This is a genomic window from Microcosmobacter mediterraneus (genome assembly GCF_031846265.1).
Taxonomy (GTDB): domain Bacteria; phylum Bacteroidota; class Bacteroidia; order Flavobacteriales; family Flavobacteriaceae; genus Microcosmobacter; species Microcosmobacter mediterraneus.
The window spans coordinates 580426-595103 of the sequence record NZ_JAVRIA010000001.1; the positions used below are offsets into that span (position 1 = coordinate 580426).

13 protein-coding genes are annotated in these 14678 nt (G+C 30.2%); 5 read left to right on the forward strand and 8 right to left on the reverse strand.

Annotated elements, in window-relative coordinates; genetic code table 11:
* Positions 1-2: 2 nt before the first annotated feature.
* The 5 genes from RM697_RS02720 to RM697_RS02740 all read left to right on the forward strand — a co-directional run bounded on the left by RM697_RS02720 (position 3) and on the right by RM697_RS02740 (position 4920).
* Positions 3-1013 (forward strand): glycosyltransferase family 2 protein, encoded by a 1011-nt coding sequence (locus tag RM697_RS02720; protein WP_311426308.1) that lies wholly within the window; start codon positions 3-5, stop codon positions 1011-1013.
* A gap of 5 nt (positions 1014-1018) precedes the next feature.
* Positions 1019-1969 (forward strand): YbbR-like domain-containing protein, encoded by a 951-nt coding sequence (locus RM697_RS02725; RefSeq protein ID WP_311426309.1) that lies wholly within the window; start codon positions 1019-1021, stop codon positions 1967-1969.
* Complete coding sequence (gene coaE, locus RM697_RS02730) at positions 1966-2547, forward strand: dephospho-CoA kinase (protein WP_311426310.1); 582 nt, start codon at positions 1966-1968, stop codon at positions 2545-2547. The genes RM697_RS02725 and coaE overlap by 4 nt, the downstream gene beginning before the upstream one ends.
* 82 nt (positions 2548-2629) lie before the next feature.
* A complete protein-coding gene (locus RM697_RS02735) occupies positions 2630-4204 on the forward strand; it encodes a sensor histidine kinase (RefSeq protein WP_311426311.1) in 1575 nt (524 codons plus the stop codon).
* 5 nt (positions 4205-4209) lie between these two features.
* Positions 4210-4920 (forward strand): response regulator transcription factor, encoded by a 711-nt coding sequence (locus tag RM697_RS02740; protein ID WP_311426312.1) that lies wholly within the window; start codon positions 4210-4212, stop codon positions 4918-4920.
* A 56-nt stretch (positions 4921-4976) separates the two neighbouring features.
* On the opposite strand, the gene RM697_RS02745 is transcribed toward RM697_RS02740, so the two are convergent.
* From RM697_RS02745 to RM697_RS02780, 8 genes are all read right to left on the reverse strand, one after another.
* Positions 4977-5489, reverse strand: a complete 513-nt coding sequence (locus tag RM697_RS02745) for a YybH family protein (RefSeq protein WP_311426313.1) — start codon at positions 5487-5489, stop codon at positions 4977-4979.
* Positions 5476-6387, reverse strand: a complete 912-nt coding sequence (gene miaA, locus RM697_RS02750) for a tRNA (adenosine(37)-N6)-dimethylallyltransferase MiaA (protein ID WP_311426314.1) — start codon at positions 6385-6387, stop codon at positions 5476-5478. The genes RM697_RS02745 and miaA overlap by 14 nt, the downstream gene beginning before the upstream one ends.
* A gap of 12 nt (positions 6388-6399) precedes the next feature.
* Positions 6400-7233, reverse strand: a complete 834-nt coding sequence (locus tag RM697_RS02755) for an ion transporter (RefSeq protein ID WP_311426315.1) — start codon at positions 7231-7233, stop codon at positions 6400-6402.
* A gap of 24 nt (positions 7234-7257) precedes the next feature.
* Positions 7258-9216: a DUF3858 domain-containing protein gene (locus RM697_RS02760; RefSeq protein ID WP_311426316.1), complete on the reverse strand. Its 1959-nt coding sequence runs from the start codon at positions 9214-9216 to the stop codon at positions 7258-7260.
* Positions 9203-10588: an exonuclease domain-containing protein gene (locus tag RM697_RS02765; RefSeq protein WP_311426317.1), complete on the reverse strand. Its 1386-nt coding sequence runs from the start codon at positions 10586-10588 to the stop codon at positions 9203-9205. The genes RM697_RS02760 and RM697_RS02765 overlap by 14 nt, the downstream gene beginning before the upstream one ends.
* Before the next feature lie 132 nt (positions 10589-10720).
* The gene (locus RM697_RS02770; RefSeq protein ID WP_311426318.1) at positions 10721-11161 is read right to left on the reverse strand and encodes a hypothetical protein; all 441 of its coding nucleotides are present in this window, start codon (positions 11159-11161) and stop codon (positions 10721-10723) included.
* A 75-nt stretch (positions 11162-11236) separates the two neighbouring features.
* A complete protein-coding gene (locus RM697_RS02775) occupies positions 11237-13393 on the reverse strand; it encodes an endonuclease MutS2 (RefSeq protein WP_311426319.1) in 2157 nt (718 codons plus the stop codon).
* 48 nt (positions 13394-13441) lie between these two features.
* Positions 13442-14677 carry a M48 family metallopeptidase gene (locus RM697_RS02780; protein WP_311426320.1) on the reverse strand — a complete coding sequence of 412 codons (1236 nt, stop codon included), beginning with the start codon at positions 14675-14677 and terminating at the stop codon, positions 13442-13444.
* Between the last annotated feature and the right edge of the window lies 1 nt (position 14678).

A 14678-nucleotide genomic window follows, 5' to 3' on the forward strand; every position in this document is an offset into this window, starting at 1 on the left:
AGATGAAACGAGAGAGTTTTTCTTTTATAATCCCAGTTTATAATAGACCAGATGAAATTAAAGAGCTACTAGATAGTTTTTTGGTTTTAGAAGGTTCTAAGGACTTTGAGATTGTTATCGTTGAAGATGGATCAACACTAAGCAGTAAAGATGTTATAAGTAACTACCAATCTCTAAATATCGCATACTATCGTAAGGAAAACTCAGGTCCTGGAGATTCTAGAAATTTTGGTATGCAAAGAGCAAAAGGGGATTACTTTATAATCTTAGACTCTGATATACTATTGCCTTCAAATTATTTGCAAGATGTAGAAAAAGAACTTAATAATGCATATATTGATTTTTTTGGAGGTCCAGATAAAGCACATTCTTCTTTTACTAATTTACAAAAAGCAATCAATTTTGCAATGACGTCTTTTATTACTACAGGTGGCATAAGAGGCGGAAAGCAACAGGTCAATGATTTTCAGCCTAGAAGTTTTAATATGGGAATTTCTAAGAAGGCTTTTGAAGCTTCAGGTGGATTTGGAACCATTCATCCTGGAGAAGATCCAGATCTATCTATTCGTCTTCATAAGCTAGGTTATAAATCACGCTTATTCCCTAATGCATTTGTATTCCATAAACGAAGAATTTCATGGTCAAAATTTTATACTCAAATTAAAAAGTTTGGACTAGTAAGGCCAATTTTAAACTTATGGCATCCAAACACTAAAAGTATCGTCTATTGGTTTCCTACGATGTTTTCTATAGGCTTTTTACTATCTATAGTATTACTATTATTTAATGTATGGTTACCAATACTTGTTTACGGTTTATATTTCATTGTAGCATTTATTTTAGCGTCTATAATGTATAAAAACATTACTATTGGTTTAATGTCTGTTATTGCTGTAATAATTCAATTCTTTGGTTATGGCTATGGATTTTTAAAATCTACAGTAGTTGTATCTTGGTTTAAAAAACAACCAGAACAGATTTTTAAGCACCTATTTTTTAATACTAAAGTTTAAAAAATATGAAAAGCATAAAACGTATACTAAATACTAAACAAGTAAAGCAATTAATACTCTTTATTGCTTTAGCTTTTCTGTTTCTAATTTTAACTAAGCTTTCTAAAGTTTATGATAAGGATCTTAAGTTTAAAATTAAGATTGTTAATGTACCAGACTCTAATATCATTGTAACATCAGATTCTATTTTAACAGTTAAAGCTCAATCAACTGGCTATAACTTTTTGCCCTATTTTTTTAAGACAGCAGAATTAGTTTTAGATGCTGAAAAGGATGTAATTACGTCTAAAACTAATTACTTGTGGATGCCTAATGATAACAAGTATAAACTAGAATCTATTTTGAGTAATGATTTTGAAGTTTTTACAATACAACCAGATAGTGTTGTCTTTGAGTTTCAAAAAATGTCTTCAAAGTTAGTACCGATTAAGTTAAACGCTAATATATCTTATGCTACAGGTTTTGATAGTTACTTTGGTCTACAAATAAAACCAGATTCAGTTAATCTAATTGGACCAGAACAAATCATTAAAACAGTTAATTTTATCGAGACTAAAACAATCGTTGAAAAGAACTTAAATAAAAATACAAAACAACAACTTCCTCTGTTATTATCTGATTTAAATAACAACTTAAAATTATCTACTAAAGATGTAGAAGTTTCTATTGATGTAGAAAAATTCACTGAAGGAACTTTAAGTATTCCTGTCCGTATAATTAATATTCCGGAAGGTATTTCAATAAATTTTTTCCCAAAAAAAATCCCTGTATCGTATTATACAAGTCTTAATAATTATAAGTCTGTAGACACTTCTGATTTTGAAATTACAGCTGATTATAGTACAATTTCATCATCAAAATCTGGTAATCTAGATATTGTTTTGAATACTAGTAATTCTAATATTAAAAGTGCAAAGTTAAAGCAGAATAGTATTAATATTATTATTGAAGAATGAAAATAGTAGGATTAACAGGTGGTATAGGAAGCGGAAAAACAACAGTTGCTGAGATGTTTTTGGCATTGGAAATACCTATTTATATAGCTGATGTAGAAGCTAAAGCTTTAATGAATAGATCCAAGGTTATACGTCGAAAGTTAATTCAACTCTTTGGGCGTAAAGCATACTCCAAGCAAGGACTAAACAAAGCATTTATTGCCTCAAAGATTTTTGAAGATAAAAGTTTACTTGAAGCCATGAATGCTATTGTGCACCCAAAAGTAGGTCAGCATTTTAAGCGATGGCTAAAAAAGCAGAATGCACCTTATGTTATTAAAGAAGTTGCCATTATCTATGAGATAGGTGCAGAAAAAGAGTACGATGTTATTATTTTAGTAACTGCTGATAAGACAGAGCGTATTACTCGTATATTATCTAGAGAAGGTATGACTAAATCTAAGGCTTTAGCCATAATTAAAAATCAGTTACCTGATGAGGATAAGATGCAAAAGGCTGATTTTGTGATTAATAATGAAGATTTGGTTGAAACTAATCGTCAGGTTTTAAAAATTCATAGAGAGCTTCTTAATGCCTAATTCCCAACTATGATTTTAACATTTTTGTTAATGTAAGGTTAAACACAAACTGGTCTAAATGTTAAAATATTAAATTTGGACGATGAACAAAAGGCTTTTCCTTTTTTTGGTAGTGTTAATGAGTTTGTCGCTGATAGGCATAATTGCTGTACAGTCTTACTTTATTAATGATAGCTACCAAAACCAAGATAAGCAGTTTGAGTTAAATGTCAAGCGATCTTTAAGCTTTGTAGCTAATACCATTGAAAGTAAAGAGTTTATTTACTTTTCAAGAAAACTAAAAGACTACAAAGAAAAGACTGGAGTAGAGGCAGACTCTACGGCATTTACTAATTTGTTTCTAGAGGTACAAAACGAAGAGAATGATGAAGTCATTCAATACAGTAATGTTATTTCTGAAGAAAGTTACAAAGTTCCATCAACGTTCTTTGATATAGGTAGAGACAGTATAAGAATCAGCGACTTATCCAATAAGCGAACCAAAAAAGTATTCAAGGTAAATCCTCTAGATGGTCAAAAAGTAACCAGTTCTGAGAAAACTTTTATAGAGTATTCAGATCTAACCGAGCTTCGAAAAAGTGTATTTGAAACTACGTTTAGAGATATGTTTAAAGACTATCCAATCTACAAACGCATATCTGCTAAAACTGTAGAGCGTTTGTTAGAGCAAAGACTTTTACAAGATGGAATTGAACTTGAATTTGAATTTGCTATTTACGATAATGATTTAGCTACTAAAGTGCAATCTAAAAACTTTGAAAAACAAGTTAATACCAATTATGGTATCCCAATTTTTAGAGATAACAATAACCGAAGCGATTATAATTTATTAATCAATTTCCCAGAACGACGAGAGTTTTTATTCTCTACTATATTGGGAATGCTTATTCTCTCAATATTATTTACGTCAATCATTATTTTGGCTTACTCAAGTGCATTGTATCAATTAATAAAGCAACGTCAAATCTCACAGATAAAAACCGACTTTATTAATAATATGACGCATGAGTTTAAAACACCTATTGCAACCATTAATTTGGCCTTAGATGCTATTAAGAACCCAAAAATAATGGGAGATGAAGATAAGATGAGGCGTTATTTAAAAATGATAAAAGACGAAAATAAACGAATGCATGCTCAAGTAGAAAATGTACTGCGAATATCTAAACTAGATAAAAACGAGCTTAACATAAGTAAGGAACGTATTAAGTTACACGACTTAATTGATGTTTCAGTATCTCATGTTCAGCTTATTATAGATGATAGAAATGGCTACGTTAAAACACATTTAGGTGCTATTAAATCATCCATTTTAGCCAATGATACACATTTTACAAATGTGCTCGTTAATATATTAGACAATGCCATAAAGTACTCTAATGATGCACCAAAGATTGATATATATACAGAAAATGTAGGTAATAATATCATTTTAAAAATAGCAGATCAAGGGAACGGAATGTCTAAACAAGTTCAAAAACGTGTGTTTGAAAAATTTTACAGAGAACATACAGGAAATGTGCATAATGTAAAAGGGCATGGTTTAGGTTTGGCCTATGTAAAACGAATAGTAGATGACCATCAAGGTCATATTTCAGTAGAAAGTGAAAAAGGAAAAGGTAGTGTATTTACATTAAAACTACCATTAATATCATAATGATTATGGAAGAAATAAATAAGAAGATTTTATTAGTAGAAGACGATCCAAATTTTGGAACCGTTCTTAAAGATTACTTAATGATGAATGATTACGATGTCGTACATGCTAAAAATGGTATGGAAGGCTTCGAAAAGTTTAAAAAAGACGACTACGACTTATGTATTCTAGACGTCATGATGCCCTACAAAGACGGATTTACATTAGCCAAAGAAATCCGTGAAAAAAATACTGATGTGCCTATCATTTTCTTAACAGCTAAAGCTATGAAAGAAGATGTCTTAAAAGGATATAAAGTAGGAGCAGACGATTATTTAAATAAGCCTTTTGATAGCGAAGTATTATTAATGAAAATTAAAGCAATAATGCAACGTAAGGCAACTGATTCTATCGCAGACAGTAAACAATTTGAGTTTAAAATTGGACGATTTGATTTAAACTCTAAGTTAAGATTCTTAAAGTTTGATGGAGGTGATCCAATTAAATTATCGCCTAAAGAAAATGACCTTTTAAGATTATTAGCTTTACATGAAAATGATTTAATGCCAAGAGAATTAGCATTAACTAAGATATGGAGAGATGATAACTACTTTACATCCAGAAGTATGGATGTTTATATTGCCAAGCTAAGAAAGTATTTAAAATTAGATGATAAGGTTGAAATTTTAAATATTCATGGTGAAGGCTTCCGTTTAGTAGTAAATCAGAATGTGTAAGTGTTAATTACATGATTTTTCTATAATCATTAACCCAATGTTTTACATTGGGTTTTTTAATATTTAAGAAAATCATTTATACTAAAAGCCTTAGTATATGACGATTCATCGATGGAATTATTTTCCGTGGAATCATAATCGAATATAATTTTCCATTTTCCATTAATATTCTTGTGGAGTACGTGGAATTTTCCATAATAACTTTCCTCAGATTCTTTACCAGGATTTATGGTTAATTTATATATTCCTCTTTCAGAAGCATTTGTTTTATTCACAATGCGTTCAATAAATCTGAATGTAATTGTTTGTTTTCTGGTAGATGTTTTCCATCTATCCTTATAACCATTCATGTAATTTTCAAAACTCCTAATTGTTTTTTGGTTTCCAGATACACGAAGTAAACTTGAGTCGTGTATTGAGGCAAATAAATCATAATCAAGTGTTTCATAAGCTTTAGTGAAATTCTGCCAAATATCAGCGTTAATAGCTTTTAAAGCCTCATGCTTATCTTGTGCAAAGAGGTTTACATTGAAGATGAGAAGTAAAATAAGTAAGCTAAATAATTTCATTTATTCTTTTAATTATAGTATTGGCATCTGTAAGATAATTAAACCATATGATACTTTCATTTTTTCTATACCAAGTTAACTGGCGTTTTGCAAAACGTCTAGTATTTTTCTTTATCTCTGAGATAGCAAAATTTAAATCCCAATCACCATTTAAGTATTTAAAAAGCTCTTTGTAACCAACAGTATTTAGTGCATTTAACTCTTGGTAATGTTGTAGTGATTTTACTTCATCTATTAGACCTGTTTTCATCATAATGTCTACACGTTTATTAATTCTATGATATAAGATATCACGCTCAGCTTTTAAACCAATATAAATAGTTTTAAAATTTCTATTTGTATCATTTTTATTAAGAAAAGAGGAATAAGGCTTTCCAGTACCAATGCAAATCTCTAAAGCTCTAATAACTCTTTTAGGGTTATCTAATGTAATACCATTATAACTTTCTAGATCTAATTTTTTTAGCTGCTCTTGCAGATGATGTAACCCTTTGTTGTCTAAATGAGAATTTAATTTTTGCCTTATACTAGAATCTATTTTAGGGAAATTATCCAATCCATTAACAATGCTATCCATATACAATCCAGATCCTCCAACAGCTATTACCATTGATTTTTCTTTAAAAATTGATGTGATTTTAGCAATGGCATCTTGTTCAAAACGTCCAACATTGTATTCATCAGTAATAGATATATGCTGAATGAAATGATGTTTAGCTGCATTGAGTTCATCTTGAGAAGGAACTGCTGTACCAATACACATTTCTTTATAAAATTGCCTAGAGTCTGCAGAAATTATTTCTGTATTAAAATGCTGTGCTAACTTTATACTAAGTGCTGTTTTTCCTATTGCTGTAGGACCAACAATGCATATAAGATATTTTGATTTTGAGCTCAATATTTAAAAAGCTTATCTGTCTAATGATGTACCACATTGATCACAAAACTCAGCTTCGTCTTTATGCTTTGAATTAAAACAATTAGCACAAACTTGTGTATTTGTTTGTATTTCCTCTTTTTGAGCTTTTCTTGTCATCTCAGACGATACAATGCCTGTGGGAATGGCAATTACACCATAACCTAAAATCATAATAATTGAGGAAATTAATTGACCAAGTGGTGTTGCTGGAGCAATATCGCCATAACCAACGGTAGTTAATGTTACAATGGCCCAATATACACTTCTTGGAATACTAGTAAATCCACTATCTTGATCACTCTCAATAATATACATTACTGACCCTAGGATAACACATACAATTAAAATAAAGAAAACAAATACAGCAATTTTAGCTCTGCTAGCTCTCAAGGCTACCATTAAACGATTAGACTCTCCAACAAAACGCACTAATTTAAGAATCCTAAATACACGCATTAATCGTAATGCTCTAAGTGCAATTAAAGACTGAGATCCAACGAATATAAACGACAGATACATTGGGATTGTGGAAAGCAAATCTATAATACCATAGAAACTAAAAATGTATTTTTTAGGTCGTTTTACACTAATAAGCCTAGCAATATATTCAATAGAGAAAAGAATAGTTATAACCCATTCTGAGTAGTATAGAAACTCATGATGTTTAGCATCAAACTCTGTAACACTCTCTAGCATAACCAAAACAATACTAATAATGATAAGAGCAAAAAGTATAATATCAAAGGCCTTACCAGGAAGCGTATCGGCTTCATAGATAGTTTCGTAAATTTTGGTTCTCCAGCTTTTTGGTTTAGAAGTACTCATGTTTCAAATGTAGCGAAAAGTTTGTTAGTTCTTCTGTACAACAATTAATGTATTCATCTGTATGTCTACAAGCGTAGATAAAAATTCCTTTAAATAAGTATAATACTCTGCAGCATATAAGGTTTCGTTAAAGTTTACTTTAAAATATAGTTCTACTGTATTATCCTGTTTCTTAGTAGAAAAAATGAGTTTTCCAGTATTGTTTGGTAATGATAACATCTTTTGTTCAGGTAGTTCTAATATCTCATAGGTATCATCAAAATTTAGTTTAATTCTATAGAGATAAACATCTTTATAACCAAAATCTATAGGATACGTACGCTGTTGAAGTTTAAAAGGGTTTTCATTAAATCTAGGGTTTATAAATGGGTTTATATATAATTTTCCGTTGATATCTTCAATAGGATAGGAAATATCGAATTCTTCTTCTATAGAAAAACTATTTTTTTCGCCGTTTACCAACTTATGATTATTAAGTGTGATGTTATCATAAACAGATTGAATATTTTTTACATAACCTGATGGATTTTTGAAATAATTAGTTTTCGTATCAGTAGCATTATAACCAGTAGAAATAATATTCATGCTGCCTTTAAAAACATTATTCTCTGCAATGGTTAGTTCAATTTTATTTTGCTGTGTTGAAGGCTTTTTAGGTGTATAATCTTCCCAATAGCTTCCATATTTTACATCTAAAACTCTAAAATAATGATTGAGCAATTTAAAAGGTACTTCACCGAAAGGATTACATTTATGTGTTGCATCTAAATAATAGGTGTCTCCATCAATCACAGTTTTTACCAATAGGTAATTAAAATCTGAGATTACAGGATATACTTTGGTAATAAACCCGTTTTCTCGTGTTGATGCAAAAGTTGGATAGGTTTCAATATCAAAAGCATCTAGAAGGTTAAGGAGTAGGATATTTATTTCAGAAATAGTACCACTTTTCTCTTCAATTAAATTTTTAATTGAATTACCACTATACATAGAATAACTCTCGTTCCATGAGTAGTTTTCCTGGACATAGTTATAAATATTTTGTGCGGTTTCTAACGTTGTATTTCCTTTTTTTATTTTTGAAATAATTTCTTTAATAGGTCCTTTTTTATAAAATAGTTTACCTAAATTATCATTAGCTTTTAAATCCTTATCTACTTGCTCCCAAGTTTTGGTGTAGATTGTTGATTGTCCACTAAAATTCTTAAAAACAGCAAGTTCATATTCAATTCTAGATAGATAATTATATAGGGAAGTCGTATGTTTTTCTGGTCTAAAGGCAGGAATATCTTCCATTATATAATGAACATTAGAGCAGTGTGCAGATGCACTGTTTCCTACTTCAATACAATGATATTCTATTGTTTCATTTCTATAAGATAGTTTTAAACCACCAACAAGCTTTATGTTATATTCCCAGTTTCCTGGAATACTAGTTTTATATTCACTTTTTAATTTTGGTATTTCAGACTGAAAATACCATGGCACATAATTGTAATCAAAAGGTGTTTCTAATGTATAACTGTAAGTAATAACTGTACCTTCTTTAATGTTTGGAATAGCAAATTTTACAAGATCATAGTTTTTAGTTGATTCCTCAATGTAAATATCACTTGAATTTAGTTTTGTTTTTACAACGTCATTATTAACATAATTATGAGACCAGGCAATGATATTAGATATCTTTTCTTTCTTTTTTCCACTTTTTCTTAGGTGAATAGAGATGTTGCCATTATAAAACCCATCGCTGTTAAAGATTTTAATCTTGCGTTTAATCTCGCTTGTAATTCTAAAATTATCTCTGTTTACAAATGTGTTTCCAATTTCGTAAATAACCAAGGCAGAAGCCAAAGTGTTTTTAGGGAAACTTGTTGCTGTTAGGTCATCATTTGTTACTCTTAGATCATTGGAGTTAAAAGTTTCTTGACTATAAGTCGTCACTGATATAAATAAAAAGAATAAAACTATATTAGTTAACTTCATTTTGTTTTAGGCTAATAACTTTTAATTGCTTATTTTTTCTGAGATAGGCTTGAATAATATGCTGCGTATCTCTGTTGTTTTCCATTGGTGTAATGATGGAATGTAATACATCTAAATTATGTATTTGATAATTAAGATTAAAAAAACCTAAGCCTTTAAATACGCCATTCTCTATAACAATGGCTGAACGTTCATCAACATCACGACCACGATCTATAATGACCAAATCTTTACTCTCATAACTATTTTTATCAATTAATTGAAGTACTCTTTTGTTATAACTTTCAGGAAGTTCTTCATTAATACAAGCACCTTCGCAGTTTTTTATAGTGTAATTAAAACACGATGTATTGGTTTTATAGAGTCCAGTTAATTTTTGACATAAACTGTAAGTTTCAACAATTTTAAACATAAAACTTTTAGCACTTTGTCTATTGCTAAATGTTGTAATTGGCTTTTGTTTTCCGTTAGCTTTATCTATTTTAAGATTGATATAGCCATTGTCATCAACATAACTGAATAAACCATGTGTAAAAATAGTACGTCTTAAAGCACGATTAAAAATAGGCTTATTTTTCTTTATCTCTGCACTCTCTTTTAATAATGCTACGAGCTCACTACCAGTGGCTTCGTAAGTAACTGCAACAACTTTATTTTGAATTTTCTTAGCTTTTGGAGCGTTACTCGTAAAATGCTGATTAATTCTTTTTTTTATGTTCTTGCTTTTACCAATATAAATAATCTCTCCACCTTCTTTATGAATATAGTATACACCTGTAATTGAAGGAAGTTGATCAATAATATCTAAATGTTTAGGCTCTAATTGGTATTTAGGCTTTGTTCTGATGGAAGATTGCACTATAGATTTTTCAAGATCTTTATCTAATATCATTTTAAAGAGCTTTACTGTGGCTTGTGCATCACCAGCTGCTCGGTGTCTATCTGATACAGGAATACCTAAAGCTCTTGCCAGCTTACCTAGGCTATAAGACGCTTGATCTGGAATCAACTCTTTTGCTAACTCTACAGTACACAAGGTCTCGCGTTCAAATTGAAAACCAAGTCTTCTAAATTCTGTTTGTAATATTCTGTAGTCGAATTGTGCATTATGTGCAACCAAAATACAATCTTCTGTAATTTCAACTATGCGTTTTGCTACCTCGTAAAATTTAGGTGCATTTTTAAGCATGTTACTATTAATACCAGTAAGGTTAACTACAAACTCCTGAATTTTACGTTCAGGATTGACAAGACTAATAAATTGATCTACAACTTCATGACCATTATACTTATAAATTGCAATTTCTGTGATGCCTTCTTCATTATATTTTCCTCCTGTGGTTTCTATATCTACTATGGCGTAGTTGGTCATTAATTTTGGAAATTTTGTATTTCAATATAAAGATAGAAGTTTTACAATAAACAGGCACTTTATTTTTTTAGACAAAAAAAAGAGATTTACTTTTAAAAGTAAATCTCTAATACATTTTAGAAGTAATTATTACTATTTCGCTGTAACAAATTCTCCTATTTTAGAATTTTCTGTAAGTGCAATACTACCAACGATTTCGCCTTTGTAATAAAGATCTCCTGATGTAAATGACTCATCTATTTGAGCAAAAAAGCGTCTAATTTTTGATTTACTAACATCTATATTAGGATACCTTTTAGAGCGACTAGAAAAATTAGCAATATATTCTCCGTTAGTTGATTTTACTTCTAAATTAGATAGATTAAAATCTTTATTGTCTTCTGATAAAGCCGTAATAACAACTTCAATTCCGATATACTTGTTACCTTTTTCTGGTGAAAGTGTACCAACTGACTTCTTATGCATAACCTCTTTTACTTCAATATTATAAGCATCTAAGCTTACAGATTGAGCTTTAATAGAAGCTGTTAAACAAATAAAAGAAATTGCGAGTATTAGATTAAGTGTTTTCATCTTTTTTATAATTTGGTTATGCCAATGTATATAATAATGTAATTAACAACCTAGATTTTTAGATAATCTACACTTTTAATCTACCAATGTTAGTTTTTCTACATTTACAGAGGTTGTAAAGGCACCATAATTAACTATGGCTTTATTTTTTTCTAACTTGTCTATAGTGCCAATAGCTCTACCATCATCTAAGCGTACTCTATCACCAAGTTTGAGTATAGGTTTTGGCTTTGGGATATCTTTAATTTTTGCTTTTGCAGCTTTTTTATTTTGTCTTATAACGTCTACCTTTTTCTTAACCTCATTCTTAACTTGCTGCTCTTTATTTTTTTGAGCTCGTTTCTGCTTTACAGATTGCTTTTGACGTTTTGAATTTTCAATTTGAACTAATTTAAAAAGTTCTGTCATCAGCTCTCTCTTACGATTAGTATCAAAATAGTTTTCTGCTAATTGATTTACTTTTTGTCCTAAATAAATAAGACGTTGGTTACTATCATAAAGTTCTTGATAGCTTTCTAATTTTTTCTGAACACGCTGATTTATGGTTTCGAGTTTATCCTTTTCTGCAATCTTTTTCTGTTCATTAACTTTTAGTGAGCGTTCTGTTTTTTCAAGTTTAGCACGTTCTTTTTGAAGTTTAGCAATAGTTTTATCAAATCTAATTTTACCACGTTCAATCTTCTTTTTAGCTTTATTTATGAGGCTGTAAGGGATACCGTTTTTCTGTGCAACTTCAAAAGTAAAAGAACTACCAGCTTGGCCTAAGGCTAGTTTAAACATAGGTTCTAAGCTTCGCTCATCGAACATCATATTAGCATTTTGCATATATGGTAATTCGTTTGCCAGTACTTTTAAGTTAGAATAGTGAGTTGTGATAATACCAAAAGCTTCTCGTTGGTAAAACTCCTCTAAAAAGGCTTCTGCTAAGGCACCACCTAATTCTGGGTCACTACCAGTACCAAATTCATCAATTAAAAATAACGTGTTGTTATTACATTTTCTAAGAAAATAATTCATTTGTTTAAGCCTGTAACTGTAAGTGCTCAAATGATTTTCTATAGACTGATTGTCACCTATATCACTGAGTATGCGATCAAAAACACATAGAGTGCTTCGCTCATGAACAGGAATTAAAAGTCCACTTTGTAACATTAGTTGTAGTAACCCAACAGTTTTTAACGTGATACTTTTTCCACCAGCATTTGGACCCGAAATAACAATAATTCTGTTTTCTGGAGACAGTCCAATGGTTTGAGGATAGGTATTAAATCCTTGTTCTTTATTAGATGTATATAGTAATGGATGATAAGCATCTCTTAAATGATATCGTTTTTCAGAGTTAATATCTGGTAAAATGGCATTAAGATCTTTGGCATATTTTGCTTTTGAAGCAATAACATCAGTATTTATTAAAAACTCTTGATACTGTTTTAATAAACTTCTGTAAGGCCTAATAATTTCTGTAAGTTGTCTAAGAATTTTTTCGACCTCTTGTTTTTCCTCGTACTCTAAATTGTTAAGTGCTCTTGTATGTTGAAACGTAACTTCTGGTTCAATGTAAACAATACTTCCAGTTTTACTTCCTCCAAGTATGGCACCTTTTACTTTTTTACGATACATAGCTTTAACAGCTAAAACACGTTTATTTTCTATAACGGTTTCTCTTATGTCGTCTAAATAATCAAAAGAAGAATACGTATTTAAAGCTGCACCAAAACTTTGGTTTATTTTACCTTTAATTGTGCCTATATCTTTTCGGAGCCTGTATAGCTCATCTGAAGCTCTATCTTTAATATCACCAAAACGATCAACAACAGCTTCAATATGGTCAATAATATCCTTAGTATACTCTATTGAAGAAGCATTTCTATCTAATGAAGGATAGTATTCATTAAATTTCTTATAAAATGTTATAAGCTCATTACTAACCTTTGATATTGATGCAATCTTTTTAAAACTAAAGGGTTCTAGAAATGAATTTTCTATACCTAATAATTGCAACTCTTTAGTTATTGTATCAAATCCATGATTAGGGACTCTGTTCTCATTATCAAAAGACGATAGATATTCATTGGTGTAATTAAGTTCTTCTAAGAGTTCTTCTTTAGAGCTTAAAGGCTTTATTTCTAAAACACTTTGTTTACCAAGTCCAGAAATAGCATACTCAGCAACATGTTCTAAAACAGTTGTAAATTCTAGGTCTTGAAGTGTTTTACTATGAATATTTATCACTTGATTTTTTTCTAAAATAGAAGCGCAAAGTTAAGGATAATAAATATGTTATTTAGCTCTCAAATTACGCATACGTTCTAATAGTGTAGGATGAGAGTAATGCATAAAAACATAGGCAGGATGAGGTGTAAGGTTACTTAGACTATTTTTGGATAGCTTTTTTAAACCAGAAATAAGAGGCTCAGCCTTATACGTATTTTTAGCATAGTCATCGGCTTGGTATTCAAATTTACGAGATAAGTAATTCATAGCTAATCCTGTAAGTTCAGAAATAGGTGAGTAGAGTAATCCAAAAGCGATTAATCCAACATGAAAGCTAGGAATTTCAACACCAAGCGCATTAGGTAGTAAAGGATTTGAAATAAATATAGAGAGTATAAACAATGTTAACCCAGTAAGAAGAATAGATGAAATAAGATTAAAAATAATATGCTTACGTTTATAATGACCAACTTCGTGAGCCAATACCGCAACAATCTCTTCATCATTAAGATCATTAACTAGAGTATCATATAAAGTAACTCTTTTTTCCTTTCCAAAACCAGAAAAATAGGCGTTAGCTTTAGTACTACGTTTAGAGCCATCGATAACAAAAATATTTTTCAGATTAAAGCCAACTGTTTTAGCATAATCAGCAATTTTAGTTCTTAATTCGCCATCTTCTAGAGGTGTTTGTTTATTAAATAAAGGTACAATCAGCTTAGAGTAAAACATGTTCATAAACACGGTAAATACAGTTACCAAAGCCCAAGCATAGAGCCAAAATTGTTCTTGGGTAAGCTCATAAAACCAAATAATTAAAGCTAGTAGTCCACCTCCTAAAACAGCAGACATTATTAGTCCTTTTACTTTATCTACAACAAAAGTTTTCTTTGTGGTTTTGTTAAACCCAAATTGTTCTTCTATGACAAAGGTTCTGTAATAAGAAAATGGAGTAGATATGATATCACTACCAAGCATTATAATTCCGAAGAAGATTAGCGCAATTAGTATTGGATTATCCGAGTAGCCTCTAGCAATGTTATCTACATACTCAAATCCATCTAGAAATAGAAATCCTAAAGTTAATACTACAGAAAATAATGAACTCCAAATGCCAAATCTATAGTTTGTTGCTTTGTAATCTTGTGATTTCGAATAGGCTTCTTCATCATAAACATCGTCTAAAATTTCTGGAATAGGATCATTATAATGTTTAGCGTTCAATGCATTTAGAACCTTGTCTTTGATAAAATTAATTACAATAATTCCGATGATGATATAAAATAGAGTTGTAGAAGTCATA